The organism is Sphingobacterium sp. UBA6320, assembly GCF_002440335.1.
Taxonomy (GTDB): Bacteria; Bacteroidota; Bacteroidia; order Sphingobacteriales; family Sphingobacteriaceae; genus Sphingobacterium.
In genome coordinates this window covers 168422-182080 of record NZ_DJTA01000014.1, presented here as the reverse complement: position 1 = coordinate 182080, position 13659 = coordinate 168422, and the positions used below count along the sequence as shown (strand labels likewise).

General features: G+C 35.2%; 20 protein-coding genes and 1 tRNA gene. 3 read left to right on the top strand and 18 right to left on the bottom strand.

All coding sequences use genetic code 11. The features are described from left to right. Positions 1-179 precede the first annotated feature (179 nt). From B3P23_RS09165 to B3P23_RS09125, 9 genes are read right to left on the bottom strand one after another with little or no spacing between them, the layout of a single operon-like run. Positions 180-656 carry a hypothetical protein gene (locus B3P23_RS09165; protein ID WP_293925462.1) on the bottom strand — a complete coding sequence of 159 codons (477 nt, stop codon included), beginning with the start codon at positions 654-656 and terminating at the stop codon, positions 180-182. Positions 657-716: 60 nt separating this feature from the next. Beyond that, positions 717-1238 (bottom strand): hypothetical protein, encoded by a 522-nt coding sequence (locus tag B3P23_RS09160; RefSeq protein ID WP_293925461.1) that lies wholly within the window; start codon positions 1236-1238, stop codon positions 717-719. Positions 1239-1244: 6 nt separating this feature from the next. Further along, on the bottom strand, positions 1245-1688 hold the full coding sequence (locus B3P23_RS09155) for a hypothetical protein (protein ID WP_293925460.1): 444 nt from the start codon (positions 1686-1688) through the stop codon (positions 1245-1247). Next, a complete protein-coding gene (locus B3P23_RS09150) occupies positions 1685-2152 on the bottom strand; it encodes a hypothetical protein (protein WP_293925459.1) in 468 nt (155 codons plus the stop codon). The genes B3P23_RS09155 and B3P23_RS09150 overlap by 4 nt, the downstream gene beginning before the upstream one ends. Then, complete coding sequence (locus B3P23_RS09145; protein WP_293925458.1) at positions 2143-2472, bottom strand: hypothetical protein; 330 nt, start codon at positions 2470-2472, stop codon at positions 2143-2145. The genes B3P23_RS09150 and B3P23_RS09145 overlap by 10 nt, the downstream gene beginning before the upstream one ends. Continuing rightward, on the bottom strand, positions 2469-2792 hold the full coding sequence (locus tag B3P23_RS09140; RefSeq protein ID WP_293925457.1) for a DUF6706 family protein: 324 nt from the start codon (positions 2790-2792) through the stop codon (positions 2469-2471). Before B3P23_RS09140 ends, B3P23_RS09145 begins: the two co-directional genes overlap by 4 nt. Positions 2793-2794: 2 nt before the next feature. Next, on the bottom strand, positions 2795-3877 hold the full coding sequence (locus B3P23_RS09135) for a major capsid protein (RefSeq protein ID WP_293925456.1): 1083 nt from the start codon (positions 3875-3877) through the stop codon (positions 2795-2797). 19 nt (positions 3878-3896) lie between these two features. Then, positions 3897-4505, bottom strand: a complete 609-nt coding sequence (locus B3P23_RS09130) for a hypothetical protein (protein ID WP_293925455.1) — start codon at positions 4503-4505, stop codon at positions 3897-3899. A 2-nt stretch (positions 4506-4507) separates the two neighbouring features. Then, positions 4508-5152: a hypothetical protein gene (locus tag B3P23_RS09125; protein WP_293925454.1), complete on the bottom strand. Its 645-nt coding sequence runs from the start codon at positions 5150-5152 to the stop codon at positions 4508-4510. A 258-nt stretch (positions 5153-5410) separates the two neighbouring features. On the opposite strand from B3P23_RS09125, the gene B3P23_RS09120 reads away from it, so the two are divergent. Genes B3P23_RS09120 through B3P23_RS09110 form a run of 3 tightly spaced genes read left to right on the top strand, consistent with a single transcriptional unit; the run spans position 5411 to position 6540 of the window. Then, positions 5411-5653 (top strand): hypothetical protein, encoded by a 243-nt coding sequence (locus tag B3P23_RS09120; RefSeq protein WP_293925453.1) that lies wholly within the window; start codon positions 5411-5413, stop codon positions 5651-5653. A 1-nt stretch (position 5654) separates the two neighbouring features. Next, positions 5655-5897 (top strand): hypothetical protein, encoded by a 243-nt coding sequence (locus tag B3P23_RS09115; RefSeq protein ID WP_293925452.1) that lies wholly within the window; start codon positions 5655-5657, stop codon positions 5895-5897. A gap of 13 nt (positions 5898-5910) precedes the next feature. Beyond that, positions 5911-6540, top strand: coding sequence for a DCL family protein (locus B3P23_RS09110; protein WP_293925451.1), 630 nt, complete (start codon positions 5911-5913; stop codon positions 6538-6540). On the opposite strand, the gene B3P23_RS09105 is transcribed toward B3P23_RS09110, so the two are convergent. The 9 genes from B3P23_RS09105 to B3P23_RS09065 form a co-directional block, all read right to left on the bottom strand. Then, positions 6530-7573 carry a hypothetical protein gene (locus tag B3P23_RS09105; RefSeq protein WP_293925450.1) on the bottom strand — a complete coding sequence of 348 codons (1044 nt, stop codon included), beginning with the start codon at positions 7571-7573 and terminating at the stop codon, positions 6530-6532. The genes B3P23_RS09110 and B3P23_RS09105 overlap by 11 nt on opposite strands. Positions 7574-7611: 38 nt before the next feature. Next, positions 7612-8256, bottom strand: coding sequence for a hypothetical protein (locus tag B3P23_RS09100; protein ID WP_293925449.1), 645 nt, complete (start codon positions 8254-8256; stop codon positions 7612-7614). A 70-nt stretch (positions 8257-8326) separates the two neighbouring features. Further along, a complete protein-coding gene (locus B3P23_RS09095; RefSeq protein ID WP_293925448.1) occupies positions 8327-8587 on the bottom strand; it encodes a hypothetical protein in 261 nt (86 codons plus the stop codon). After that, positions 8584-8796, bottom strand: a complete 213-nt coding sequence (locus tag B3P23_RS09090) for a hypothetical protein (RefSeq protein WP_293925447.1) — start codon at positions 8794-8796, stop codon at positions 8584-8586. The genes B3P23_RS09095 and B3P23_RS09090 overlap by 4 nt, the downstream gene beginning before the upstream one ends. 2 nt (positions 8797-8798) lie before the next feature. Next, positions 8799-9086, bottom strand: a complete 288-nt coding sequence (locus B3P23_RS09085; RefSeq protein WP_293925446.1) for a hypothetical protein — start codon at positions 9084-9086, stop codon at positions 8799-8801. A gap of 155 nt (positions 9087-9241) precedes the next feature. Further along, a complete protein-coding gene (locus tag B3P23_RS09080; protein WP_293925445.1) occupies positions 9242-9595 on the bottom strand; it encodes a hypothetical protein in 354 nt (117 codons plus the stop codon). Between the two features lie 867 nt (positions 9596-10462). Then, positions 10463-10535: transfer RNA gene (locus tag B3P23_RS09075), tRNA-Phe, on the bottom strand. A gap of 148 nt (positions 10536-10683) precedes the next feature. Further along, positions 10684-12036: a phage portal protein gene (locus B3P23_RS09070; RefSeq protein WP_293925444.1), complete on the bottom strand. Its 1353-nt coding sequence runs from the start codon at positions 12034-12036 to the stop codon at positions 10684-10686. 2 nt (positions 12037-12038) lie between these two features. Next, positions 12039-13658: a hypothetical protein gene (locus B3P23_RS09065; RefSeq protein WP_293925443.1), complete on the bottom strand. Its 1620-nt coding sequence runs from the start codon at positions 13656-13658 to the stop codon at positions 12039-12041. Position 13659 lies beyond the last annotated feature (1 nt).

Sequence of the window (13659 nt, the reverse complement as noted above, 5' to 3'; positions counted from 1 at the left end):
TTCAGCTTCCTTATTCTCATCTCCATTCCCTGAAGCATCAGGAATAGTGATCATTTCCATATAATAATTATCCCATGATAGCTCCCAAAGAACATAATCACGGTTTTCTCTAAAGTATTTTCGGTAGTTTAAGATTCTACCCCAAGGGCTATTAACTCCCTTACTTTTTTCAGGCTCGTTTACTGGTTCTCCGCTTTCATCAAAGCTGATGCGCCTGTCAGTAACACGATAGATTTTAAAAAATTTTCAAAGTCAATGGAGCTCAAAGATTTATCCAATATGTAATGAAATAATTCTTCATCAATCCAGTTTAAGGCATCCAGTAATTCATTTTTAGGTTCGTGACGGTCGTTTTGTAATGCTACAGCAACGCAATAAATCATACCTTGATGATGATCATTAGTAAGCTGAAATACTTTTTTTAACATTGGAGTACCATCCATTATTTCATCAGGAAAATCAAATAAATGTTTTGATATCCTATCCCGATTGCCTACTCTCATTTTTCTAAGGTTGTAGGTTAAAACTTTCTTGCGTAATCCTACTTTCTGGAAAATCTTATGAATGAAATTTCGTGGCATAATAGGTATATCAATACTTTCCGAAGTGTCGATAAGTGTTTCAATTGCCTTCTTTTTTATTTCTTTATCCTGCATGATATCATTATAAAAAACCGCTACTTCAAGATAGACAAAGTAGCGGTTTAGTCTACTTTTTTAAACTGGTGCATCAGTTTTTTTAATGGTTTTAACGCCTGCTTTGGTCGGCTTCAATGGAGTGCCGGTAATGATCACTTTTCCAAATTGGGCTTTCATTAAATCAAATTGAGGTCTTACTTTCAATTTCATTCGAGCAATATCCAATTTAGCACCATTCTTAGTTTCTAGCTGAACAGATAGCTCCATAGGAATAGGAACGTCAATTCCAATACTATCAGGCTCACCTCCAACACCCTCTTCAAGTTCACCAACTCCAAGCTCACTAAGTGCTTTTGCCGATAAATTATAAGATTCACATTGAAAGGCCCATTTTGGTGCTACAGTCTCAAGCTCGTCATACGCTACATCCTCCTCTTCAATCTCAACTTCTTCGCTTGTTCCTTCATTTAAAACTAAAGATGCTGATCCCTTAACGGTAGCTCCTAAGATTTCGGTTAAGACAGCACCCATGGCACCATCTGCCCCAATAGGCCCCATTTTAACGGCTTTTAAACCTAAAACGTTATTTTTTCTAGCCATTTTATTCTATTTTATTGTGAAAAAATTAATTCTAAAACTTATGTAATGCTGATTGTTGTTGTCTTCAAATACATCATCAGTAGTAATTTCAAAACTCGTATCGCCATTAACCCAAATCTCAGATTCTTCGCTTCCATCTTCATTGAAAACAGATTGAACCAATCTGGATAAATAAAGTATCCTGGCATTATCTGGCTGACTTCTATCAGTACCTAAATCAGGTATTTTGGTTGGATCAAGGTTTGGCACATATATGTTAATCAGTAAAACACCCTTCTGAACCGGATCACGATTTAAGCCTAAGGTATTGATTACAATATCTTCTTTGCTTGAATTTTCTATCCGCTGGAATTTACATAAACGGCCATTTGGCTTTTTAACATCACGCATTAAGACAGATGTATTAACAAAACCGTAAAGGATATTTACCGCTTCAATAGTTGTAATCATCGATTCATTTTTTCTTTAAGTTTGTCAATTGCTGATTTTAAAATACTCTCAGCTTCTAGGCTTGAGCCTGTAATAACATCCTTTCCCTTACTCTCAACCGCAGCAGCATAACCCATTCCAGCTACAACAATCAAGGCAAATCCATCATCAAAATTCCCCTTCAGTGTTCTGATGAAATCCTTAGCTTCTTGTATTCCTTCTGCTTTTTTCTGCCCTCCTGTTGATACTTCGTAATTTTCTTTTTTAACGGTACCATGATCAACTACAGCAAAACCAATCGAACTTCTAAGATTTCCCGTCACATCATTGAAACCACCAGATGATGCGGTTTTTTCACGAGCCATTTTAACAAATTCCCATCCCACTAATTCCAATCTCTTTAAAACAGCTTTGCGAAATAAGATTCTCCTTTTTTCAACTGCATTTCGTACGTCTGCCCTAGTAAATCGAGGTGTTAAACCCATAATTGATGGTGAGCTTGATAATCAAAAGGAAGAATAACTTCTCCCACTACAACACGTTTATTTTTATTAAAAACTTCAATTTTGGTACCCCTTTTTAAGCTATCGGGAATTCTGTCCAGGAATAAAGCAAAGCTGAAAACATAGTCTTTATTGTCATTGTTTTTGATTGTCCGTCCTCCACTATTAACATCAGCACGACAATTTAATTCAATGACTTTTTCAATAGTTTCTCCCTCAATCCAATCACCATTTTCATCTTGGTAAGGATTAGTTTCAACTATCTCTGTATACTTTAGCGTATGTACTCTTTTCCTAATCATAGCCCCCAATCGAATTTCTTAATTTGTGGCTGTTTTAATAATGCAGAAACAACATCATCCAAACCATGCTTACGAGCTAAAAAAAGAAGCCTATCTTTAATGCCGTCACGGTTAGTACTCCATGATGCAGCACCTTCGCTTTGAGAACTAACAGACAATAAGCTTTGTAACAATGGAATTGCTGCGAGCTCTAATTCGTTTAAATCTCCGACGAATTGATCATCATCGGTCAGACCTGCAGAAAGTAAAAACATTTCTGCTGCTTGGTCGTCTACCGAACCAACCTGAACGACTTGTAGAAAGGCTTCTTTTTTTGTCATGATTACTCGAATGAACCTACTTTATTTGTATTTACTGTGATCACTTCATCAGCTACCTCTAAAGCAGGAAACGCATTGAATTCGTAAGCTGTAAACTCACGTGCTGGATCAGGTTCGGACCATTTTTTAACCAAATTACCCATGTAGTTTGTGTAAATCAGCCCATCAACTTTAACCTCATCTTCAACACTTCCGGCATCGTAAACTGTAAACAATTGCCCTTCCGGTGTCCATGTGATATTATCTATGTTCCAAGGGTTTGAATAGACTGCTTTGCCGTCAATCTCGATACCGATAGATGCATTAAATGCACGAATGGTAGGGAAATTGTTTGCTGCCATGTAAGCATTCAATTTCGAGATATCAAAATCAATACCGTCAGTTTGACCTTTTGTCAATAGACCAAATTTTGATAACACCTTTTTAGACTCAAGCAATTGATAGATCTTTGAGGGATGCAATCGAATAATTCCTCCAGTTATACCTTTATCTGCCAAAGGCTTAATGATGGTATCTTTTAAATCCTTTAAAGGATCACTATTTTCAGTGTCTGACCATACTACACTTACACCATGTTTGTTGGCACTAGGAACGTTAAAGTCAACATCGAATTGTGTTACAGCGCCTACATTATCGGCATTTGTAAAACTTACCTTACCAGCATTAGAAAGTAATTTAGCCTCCATCCAGTCGATACGCTTGTGCGGAGCGATAGAGCAAAATGCAATGTCGTCATACACCAAATCCAAAAGCTCAGATGATGCCTTACCTTGCTTTCTCAAACTGATGTATCTACGGAAATCTGATTCTTTCATCACTCTTTTACCGCGAATAGATGGTATTTTACCTCCCTTTTCACGAAATGCATCACGTGCGTGCAATGGAGCCGATACATCAAAGGCCGTTACATTACCTGCTACGCCTGATTTTCTTTCACCAATGAGCACATCCCAACGGAGATTATCCGTCTTCTCAGTTCTACTCAATGTCGGCCAGAAAATAGGGGCAAACCGCGCCTTTGTTTCGTCAATATAAGTCTGGAGCTTTTTTTCGCTCGACAACTCTTTTATAATTGTTTGTGCCATTTTTTAATTTTCCCCTTTCTTAGCGTTGTTGTGAAAACACGATCAAACCTTGCAGCTTGTCCTTTACAGCCTGTGGAACTGCAAATGGTAAGCGTCTTTCGTAAAGTGTTCCTCTGCGACCGACAGAAACAAATTCGTTCTGGTCTACATCAGCATCTTCACGAAGCCATCCATTTACATCCACTTTTAATGCACCTGCCGTGGCTCCAGAAGCAGATGATTCAAACAATACAGATCCAGCTGGCAAAGCTACACCCAGAGTAGTGCCAATAGTGATAGTATCATAGTCAGAATTACTTGTATCAATAGCTGTAATAGCATACGCAGTTCCACCAACTGAAAAAGATACGATATCACCGATCACAGCTAAGTTTGGTTGCTCGTTAATTACTTTTTTAACCTTAATATTAACCGCGTTGTTTGCTGCATTTTCTGCAACTACAAAAGTTTTGAGAACTGAAAACAACCTAGTTGCCTCATTAATGTTCCCTAATACACCTCTTTGAATAACATCGCCTTGTTTTAGACCTGTAGTATTCAAAGTACCGCCCCCAGGGAAATCTTCAAAATATGAGACTTCGATAAGGATTTGAGGTGTATCTCTACGTTCTGTGATTTTTAATCCCATTTTTAAACTTCTTGAATGTTATACCCAGCCTCCTTAGTAAAGCCTTTACTAGCGCCATATTCTTTGATCGCTTGAATACCTTGTTCTTCAGTAGCTGTATTTCCCATTTGAATTTTACCATCCGCAACCTGTTTGTTAATACCTGCTTGGATTGTATTATTCCATTTTGTTTCCATTTTTGCAACTGTTTGATCTAGATCATAATCAGATCCAAATACAACATCCTCAGCCCAGCTCTCATCAACACCTTTTTCTTTTAATTGCGCTTTTAAAGCATTTAAACGATTGCTGTTCTGTAGAGTGCTCGCCATTTCCTGAAATGGTTTTAAAGCATCTGCAACAGCCTTTGCAACAAGGGAACTTACATCTGTGGCGTCATCATCCTTTGTTTTTGGCGGAGTTGGAGGAGTTGGCTCATCTTTCTTTTTTAGCGCATCAGTAACTCGCTTATCCCCCTCTGCTTGTACAAAATCTGCATATTCCTTGATGGTCATTGGTGAGTTAGCTTCAAAGTCTGAAATAGCTCCCTCGATTTGGCTTTCTTCTGTTACCTTTTCTGCTAATTTCTTAGCTAAAAGTCCCAGTACCGCCTTCGACACCCCTGAATGTTTGGCAGTCAGTTGTGCTAATATTAGTGCATACAACATAATTATGTTTTTTAGAATTCTTAAGTGCTATAAAATTACCAAGGAGATTAGGCAATACACCGAAAACGAGCGACAGGAACGTTTACAACAAGATTTTGTAAATGATAAAGCTACAAAATATAACTATAAGCACTTTTATTTATATTTTTCTTTTGTTTATAAATAAAAGCACATATATTTGCATTACACAAAAGGTAGACAATATATCTTTTTTGGCTACTTTATTTACTTTATACATATTTTATATTTTAAAAAATCATGAAAAATACTTTAACTTACCAATTGAAAGATCACTTAGGAAGTGACTTCATTACTCAAGGACTAATCGAGCGTAAAAAAAGAGTAGACGCTCAGATTGAAGAGCATGCAAGGGTATACTCATTACCAGGATTAACGGAAAGTGAAGAAAAGATAATTTCAAACTCGTTTCTGAATTTAATGTACATGCAGAAAGATATTGCATCTAAAATCAATTTCTTATCATCTATTTGTTTGAATTAGTATGTTGACGGAGAAAGAAATCAGCTACTTCAATGATCAATTAAATATTCAGAACTTGGAGATCATCGAAAAGCCTGAATACTGGTTGCTTCCTGATAAAAATTATCAAGGTTATTATACTTTGAGATTTCGGTTCATGGGAATTATGGTTGAATCAGTTGCGGTAAAAACTGTTGTTCAATGGTCAAATTTATTGTGCATTTCCATCGATAAATTCATTATTTCAGTTTCAGAAACAAATTAGTAACTTCAAAAGAATGAATAAATCAAACTTAAAGGTTAAAGCAAAGGATATTTTAAATAAATATCCTGTCGGAACGATTGTCTCAAATTTGGAAGAAGTTGATTTTCTCCTTAGCATTTTTCAAAACCACCCAGATTGGTTGATTAAAAAAGGTTGTGGTATCGAATTTATATCAACTATTAAAACACAGACTCATGGAACTAGATGCTTCGTTTTAAATAGAATAGACGGTTCTACAACTGATATTTCATATATTCAGTCAATTAGCCCAGTTGATAAATATTTCGACATTAAAGTCGCATGCAGAACATCTATTCGTGACATTGTAATCGATTTTCGTAGAAAAAACTTTATTTCCTCTGAAACAGTTTGCCCGATTAGTGATGTCCTGTTGACTTATGACAACGTTCATGTAGATCATTACGACCTGACATTTAATGAACTTTACTTAAATTGGCTAGAAAACAATGATAAGGATCTACTGCTACAAAGTATTTCAAATCGATCGAAAGACAATGAAACTGATGTTTATTTTACAAACTTGGATATTAAAAATAGTTTTATTGAATTTCATAACGCAAATACAAATTTGCGAATAGTATCTAAATTTGCCAATTTATCAGCTTTAAAACTTAAATCTTAATCTTATTATCTTTTATCCAATATGGAACACTTTTGAGACCTTTCAGCATTTTACTATTATCCTGAACGTACTTGGTTAACTCACTGGGTACGTTGTTTATTTGACCTTGCATTTTATAAGATCCGCCTGACAATAAAGCGTCTTCAAATTTGTCATATTCAGCGGCTGAAGGCAGAACCGGAACAGTATAGCAGATACATTGGGGATGCCAACCAATAAATTTAAAATCTTTCGGATACTTACCTTTTAGATGATCACAAATGTCAAAAGTTGGATGTCTAGCTGATAATTGGACCTCATAACCAAGAATAATCTCAGATTGAGAATATCGATCATTATCAGCTGATCTATATGCAATATTTGTTTCAGTACGTGTTAACCGCAACGCATTTTTGTAAGATGATCGATAAACTCCTTGACCAGGTGAATAAGCTTTAGCTGCTTTGCTCAAAACTAAATTCCCATTAAAATCACGAATTCTTCTAAATAATCGATCGGGCTCTTGAAGGTATTTTTTTTGATCTCGTGCTATTTCTGCAGCTGACTTTCCTTCACTTATACCCATGGCCATGTTATTCTCAATCTCGTATCTAAATTGATTTGAGTAATTCCACACTCTTTGTGACAAATTAAGACCATCTTTACTGCTGGTCCTCTTTAAGAAAGCTTGCAAAGCACCTGTATTCCTTGAAGATAAAGCTTGTTGTATCAAAGGTGAAATAGAGCGGCCAACTGTAAATTGACTCAATATCTCATCTATTTTAATTTCAGATAGATTCCAAGCTTCATGAACACCATTAACCATAATCGTCAAAAAATTGTCCTGCCATTCTGCAAGTACTTCATTCAGCATATTATTAAGCTGCGGTAATCTTTCAATATTGAAGCTATCTTTTTTTTTAGGCAGTATTAAACCCGAATATATTTTATTGATCGCCTTTTGATAAGATTTTCTAACCTTATTTTGATTGCGCTTAATATTAGCCAAATGCTTTTGCTCGTAAGCTTTATTGATGCGGTCTGTATTTTTCATTGTTAAAAACGAATTTTGCCATTAAGCCATCATTAATTCTAATTGCTAGGGTCTTTGATTTTTATATTTTGAGTTTTCGCTATTTTCTCTAATTGAATCTGGAATTCTTTAAAGTCATTTTTAGTTCTAATTTGTAGATATTCTGAATACAAAAGATCATATTTATTAGTTGTAAAATATGGCTTCAAAATACCTAAATTCCTCTCTGATACCGTTTTTAGACTATTTTGAAAGATCAACATAGAAAAAAATAAAGTATACGAAATTAGAGAAATGAAATAAAGAACTAAATTAACACGAGGTAAATATTTAAAAAACACTCTATCTGCTTTAATTAATTTTGATTCGCTTTCTAATGACTGTTCATCTGTATCGGCAGTCACAAGTATTAAGTTAGATTTTCTCATCCGATATAAAACACTTAGCAACCTAAAAGTAATGATTACTATTATTCCAATAAATATAACTAGTGATGGAAAAATAGTAAATATCATATCAGATGAGCTGAAACTGGTATATATAAAATCTGTAAATGTGTTGGAGAAATTCGAAGAAAACTCAACTAACCACTTTCCAATTCGAACGAAAGTATCTTTAATTAAAAAGTCCCAAAAAGCACTTACAAAAATTCCACTCAGCAGCAAAATAACAGCCTGCTTACCAATAACTTTAATTTTTTCCATAATTCGTAATAATTTTCACAAAAATATGAAATATTTGATGTCAAGATAATGGAAATTTCATTTTTATTATCTACTCATTACTATTTCCCTCTTGATCATAAGTAAATAATGACATTGGTGGTAATCCAGTACCTAAAACGCAGACAACAATCGGTCTACCTGCATTAATAGCTTCGATATCCTCTTTACTTGGTTGCCATACAGTATTGACATGTGGATTGCCATTTACATCCTGCCCTACATAAGCTTGTATAGGAAGACATTCGCTGTCATCCATCGTAGTAGGTTTGTTGAACGTTACGTTCGCTTGTTTAAAATCGATTGGTCTCATAATAGAAATGCTGCTTTATACTTATTATCGAGATGTCTTACTCCACTATTGCGTTCATAATTATTTATAAAAGAAACTATACCGTTTTTCTTTTTGAAAGAATGTCCTGGATACTTCAAATACATGTTCCATTCAAGGAAATAAATAAAAAGACCAGTATCGATTACAACCCAAAAGATCACCTGTAGAAGTGTTATAATGTGTTTCATTGTTATTTCCTCCTATAATTCCTTTGTGCAAGTTTGTGTTGTTGGCGGTATTTAGGCTTCTTTTCTCTATATGGTCCTAAATCTGGAATACAAGATCTAATCGATGTTAAGACTATTTTATCCAATTTCCTATTTAGTGACAATGATTGATATTTTTCTACTGCATCGCATAAATCGATTAATTCTATCTGTGTTAATTTTGATAATCGGCTGAGATCATTATGAATTAAAGTTTTTGTTAACAATTGACATCCTGTCAATCCACTACCTATTATTACAATCTTTCTCATAGTTTATTTCAATTCTTGCAACATTACTAAGCCCAAAAACAATGTAAACAATACTAGATATACAAATCCAAAAATCGGAATAAACGAATAGAATAATATTGCAATACAAACTGATACTATAATGCCTGACATGATTTTAACGCTTTCTTTCATTCTCATAGCTTAACCTCCAATTCTTCTCCAGTTAGTTCGTAAAAAAGGTTTTGAAGTTTGTGTACGAATTGAATATTGATACCCGTGGATTTATCATAAAATACATTACTGCATTGTCTATATCCAATTAGTCTATTATTCAATAAAAGAGATTGACCATCTGGGAATTTTGTAGCTCCTAACTTTATTAATAGTTCCTCGCTTGTAATTATAGGATCCAAATCACAATAATCACATTTTATGCCGTCACCTATTAAAAGGTGACTTGGTGTAAGTGAATGGATCTGACCATAATGATTAACATTCGCTACGTTAAGTATAACTAAATTTCCTATTCTTAATTCTTGTGGTTTCATCTAATAAATTCTTTAAAATCGTTTTCATTTAGCTCGATGATGTTGGTAATTACCACAGACAAATCGCCACTTTCATTAATTCCGTGCTTAATGTCTTCTAATGTTTTTAGACAATTAATATATCCGACACTAGTTATTGACGCAGAGCCAAATCCATGTTTGCTCCCCTTATTGGACCAGTTGTAAAAAACTATAAAATACCTTTTCATTTTTTATAGGGTTTATTGATATCTTCAGTCATAAAAGAGAAACCGTAAACGAATAATACAACAACACAGGAGCTAACAAAGCACCATGTAAGCTTAACCTCGTATTCAAGGCTTGCGAGTATAGATGTGATTACACACACTAAGATTGCAATTATTAAATTTCTTTTGGCCATTTCTTCTAATCGTTGCTGGTTTGCTGTTTATAATAATTTGGCTGTGACACCATCAGGTAGTACGGATCAGCATATAAATGCTTATACATTCCTTTTCGAGCGTTTCTCTTTAATTTTTTAAGCATAAAATTTACTTTTTATAGGCTTCTTAGCTACAAATTCAATCATCGTAATTACTTTGAATTCTGTTGTTCTTAGGTATATTTTAAACATTCTTTTGACGATTGCTAATAACTTATAAGCCTCTATTTTTCTTTTAAAAGAGTAAATAGAGCCATTGAGAAGAACTGATATAGTTGAATCGTACATTTAAATGGTTTTTAAGTTTCTTTTATAATCCAGGTTAATAAAGAAGCCGTGGGAAAACGGGGAGAGACCCCACGGCTAAACCAATTATAAACCTAAATTATGAACAAATCGAAGGGTAATGTTTAATTTGAAAGTCTCTGTCAATGTTATTTCATTGCCAATACCCAAGAGACTCGTGGAATCTATTGGAATCGAACCAATGACCTCTGCATCTTCAATGCAGCGCTCTACCAACTGAGCTAAGAGTCCAAGTGTGCGGTATCTCACGACAGCGCACATAATCAACTAAAACCTATTATAAACCCCTATTTAAAATATGATATTGTAAATATACGCACATATATTAACAAAACAAGAGATTTTGAAAAAAAATAGACAAAAACTCTATTTTGGCTACTTATTCATCAAAAGTACTGATGTTTTCAGCCTTTAATTTTTCCCAATTTGACTTACCATCTTTTGTCAATGGATTCATCCCTGCAGCTTCTTCCTGACTTAATGTTGCCTTACCTCCAGTCGCTGCATTAAGCATATCAATAAGATCTGCTTCATTTTCTGGCAAAGGACTCGTAAACTCGAACTTAATTTTTAAAGATGCCATTTCAGTTTTTAAAACAGTATCATTAGGATTTACCTTTACTAACAGATTTTTAATAACCTCCATCATTCGATCGAACAATTCTTCTATAGTGATGCGGTTACGAATTGATTTTAGAATAGCAGGGAAAAACATCAATTCGATAGCCTTACCTGACGTTGTGCCTATCGTTTTCATACTGTCCATACTAAAGTCAGGCGTATCCGTGAAATAATTGATCAGCTCTTTTAAATCCTCACGCTCTTCTTTGATCAGATCGACAGACATTTGCGGATATAAATATTCAGCTTCTCCACCAACTTCCATTTGAACCACTTTTACGGATTTAGCAACCTCTGGTAAATTCTCAACTTTTCCAGTTAATTTCAATATAGGATTTCCAGTAGCATCATTATTCTTTGCTTTACCACTAGTCAAAACCTCTCGTCTCTCAATTAAAGGATCAACATCATAAGAATCCCAATAATCTTGAGTAAATAATACCATACTAAGCTTTCCTGCAATATTAGGCTTCGTTTCTACTTCCCATTTACCATCTATCTTTTTAAATTTATAAATAACCGTTTTAGTTTCAACATCAAAATGTTCAACATTTTTATTACCACCAGTCTTTACAAGATATCCGCGAGCCCAGGCGTTTAAAGTTCCATATTCATCAAATCGATAAAAGATATCTTCATTATCGCTCTTTGAAACAACTTTGCACCTAATAGTATTTGGTATAGTCAAATCATCATTGGTAGCGCCTGAATCTCTGTATGGAACAAACATAATTACAGCTTCTGTTTCACTGTAATATTTCGTCATAAGGTTTAGTAGCTTGGAATTCATTCGCATTTCCTTCCAAGCATCTGAAACAAATTGGAAAGCTTTTTCTGTATTTTCACTTTCTTGAACCAATCGAATAGGTTTACCCACTAAAAAAGCAACAGTACTTTGAACAATCTTTTTTTGAATTGGTAATGATAGTGGCCAATTATTAACATCCTCTGTCCCTACTTTTTTGGTTTTTGGCTCTTTGCTTATCGTATGCTCATTAGCGTTGTAAAATGATAATGCTTTAATAACTCTTTCAGCGTTATTAGTCATTTGAGCTTTTACTTTGTCAACATCCGCGCCCTGCAGGAGTTGAGAAAAATCTTTTTCTTCCATAATTAATAAAATCCTAAACTTGATTTGGTCTTTGGTGCCGTATTTTCTATATGGTTTTTCGTTATTCTTGCTGGATAAAAAGTCAATGCTAAAGAATCCCATTTATCAGGCGATCGCTTGAGCCTTTCGATAATATCTTCTTTTGGTTCTATGATGATATCACCATTCGACCGAAAGGAATACTTTATTTCTGTCGCTTCTTGGGCAAATACATCATCCGGAGGAAGCATAGCATTCTGATTGTTGTCAGGGTTAAGCCAATCTCTTACAGCCCAATGCATATAGGCTCGCATATTCGCAAAGGTATATTCACCAGTAAAGTCTTCTAATGGTTTGTCACGTTCATCTTTTGCTCCGCTACTATTCTTCGCGCTGATAACCTGATCATATCCAAACTTCCGTTGAGCCTCAGACCCTGCGTAATTAAGTTCTGCTAACCGGCTATAAACTCCAGCACCTTCGCCAATAGTATCTATTAAGGCAATCGGGTATTGTGCGTTTTTCATCATGTTAACTGTCATACCTGCCACTTTCATATGATCGGCCACACCTGCACTATTAAAGTTTTTGAACTCTTTAACGATATTTTCTCTACGATCGCATATAACAGAATCATCACGCCCCATACCAGCAACATCAACACCTATTCTAGCTTCAGAACTATAAATTCTTTGTCCTGATGGTGTTTTATGGAATTCAACCCAACGTTCGTTTGCAAGCTCAATCCAATGAAGTGGGATCAAAGTATCTGACGTAACTTTCGGGAAACAGCCTAGCACCTTCATCCTAAATAGGTCATTAGGCCGATAAAAACCGTCTTCCCATTCAAAGTCATTTTCAGACTTTTTAAAATCTTCTTTCGGAATAGACGTACACCATGCTGTAACCTTATCTTTTACCCAAGCATAATCCACTTGCCCAGGGATGATATCTTTTTTCAATACGACATTAGGTGCATTCAAGCTATTTAAACGAAACTTAGCCCATCTAGGTGACTTTTGCGACTGCGCAGCATAACCTGTATTGGTATTCGGGTTGAATACGATCAATATCCTTGAATTACCTTGCAAATTACCCTCAATCGCGGAGAATGTTCCTTCGGGAATACCAGATGCCTCTGTAACAACAAACATCGTGTTTGCTGCGTGAAACCCTGTCCAAGCCTCGTGATTATGGTCATCTGCTTTGAAACCCGTCAAAAACCATTCTTCCCATTCTGTACGAATATCATTACCCGTCAATCGACCAGGCAAACGAAAACCGCGTTCAGCTGCTTTACGGTAAAGCCTTCTGATTTCGGGAACCATAATGTTTTGAACCTGCCTACCGGTAGGCGCAGTCATTGCAATTTTTGTATTTTCTACCAATTCCCCTTTTTCATTCCAAACAGGTGTTAAATACATAAAGCACATGCATGCAACTGCTGAAATATAATCTTTGCCTCGAGCGGTGCCACTTGCAACAGATGTCATTTTATTTAACTTAACGCTATTAAGAATTTTCTTTTGTTCATCGTCGAGAATTGACCCTAGAACTTCTTCGGCAAAGTAGGACCATCCTTCAGGATCTTCCCGATAGAAAATAAATCTTTCTTCGATCTGCTTTTGAAGTTCTTCATCCATC

Coding starts and splice junctions, on each gene's coding strand:
- B3P23_RS09165 (WP_293925462.1), bottom strand. CDS start 656: ATGCAGGATAAAGAAATAAAAAAGAAGGCAATTGAAACACTTATCGAC.
- B3P23_RS09160 (WP_293925461.1), bottom strand. CDS start 1,238: ATGGCTAGAAAAAATAACGTTTTAGGTTTAAAAGCCGTTAAAATGGGG.
- B3P23_RS09155 (WP_293925460.1), bottom strand. CDS start 1,688: ATGATTACAACTATTGAAGCGGTAAATATCCTTTACGGTTTTGTTAAT.
- B3P23_RS09150 (WP_293925459.1), bottom strand. CDS start 2,152: ATGGGTTTAACACCTCGATTTACTAGGGCAGACGTACGAAATGCAGTT.
- B3P23_RS09145 (WP_293925458.1), bottom strand. CDS start 2,472: ATGATTAGGAAAAGAGTACATACGCTAAAGTATACAGAGATAGTTGAA.
- B3P23_RS09140 (WP_293925457.1), bottom strand. CDS start 2,792: ATGACAAAAAAAGAAGCCTTTCTACAAGTCGTTCAGGTTGGTTCGGTA.
- B3P23_RS09135 (WP_293925456.1), bottom strand. CDS start 3,877: ATGGCACAAACAATTATAAAAGAGTTGTCGAGCGAAAAAAAGCTCCAG.
- B3P23_RS09130 (WP_293925455.1), bottom strand. CDS start 4,505: ATGGGATTAAAAATCACAGAACGTAGAGATACACCTCAAATCCTTATC.
- B3P23_RS09125 (WP_293925454.1), bottom strand. CDS start 5,152: ATGTTGTATGCACTAATATTAGCACAACTGACTGCCAAACATTCAGGG.
- B3P23_RS09120 (WP_293925453.1), top strand. CDS start 5,411: ATGAAAAATACTTTAACTTACCAATTGAAAGATCACTTAGGAAGTGAC.
- B3P23_RS09115 (WP_293925452.1), top strand. CDS start 5,655: ATGTTGACGGAGAAAGAAATCAGCTACTTCAATGATCAATTAAATATT.
- B3P23_RS09110 (WP_293925451.1), top strand. CDS start 5,911: ATGAATAAATCAAACTTAAAGGTTAAAGCAAAGGATATTTTAAATAAA.
- B3P23_RS09105 (WP_293925450.1), bottom strand. CDS start 7,573: ATGAAAAATACAGACCGCATCAATAAAGCTTACGAGCAAAAGCATTTG.
- B3P23_RS09100 (WP_293925449.1), bottom strand. CDS start 8,256: ATGGAAAAAATTAAAGTTATTGGTAAGCAGGCTGTTATTTTGCTGCTG.
- B3P23_RS09095 (WP_293925448.1), bottom strand. CDS start 8,587: ATGAGACCAATCGATTTTAAACAAGCGAACGTAACGTTCAACAAACCT.
- B3P23_RS09090 (WP_293925447.1), bottom strand. CDS start 8,796: ATGAAACACATTATAACACTTCTACAGGTGATCTTTTGGGTTGTAATC.
- B3P23_RS09085 (WP_293925446.1), bottom strand. CDS start 9,086: ATGAGAAAGATTGTAATAATAGGTAGTGGATTGACAGGATGTCAATTG.
- B3P23_RS09080 (WP_293925445.1), bottom strand. CDS start 9,595: ATGAAACCACAAGAATTAAGAATAGGAAATTTAGTTATACTTAACGTA.
- B3P23_RS09070 (WP_293925444.1), bottom strand. CDS start 12,036: ATGGAAGAAAAAGATTTTTCTCAACTCCTGCAGGGCGCGGATGTTGAC.
- B3P23_RS09065 (WP_293925443.1), bottom strand. CDS start 13,658: ATGGATGAAGAACTTCAAAAGCAGATCGAAGAAAGATTTATTTTCTAT.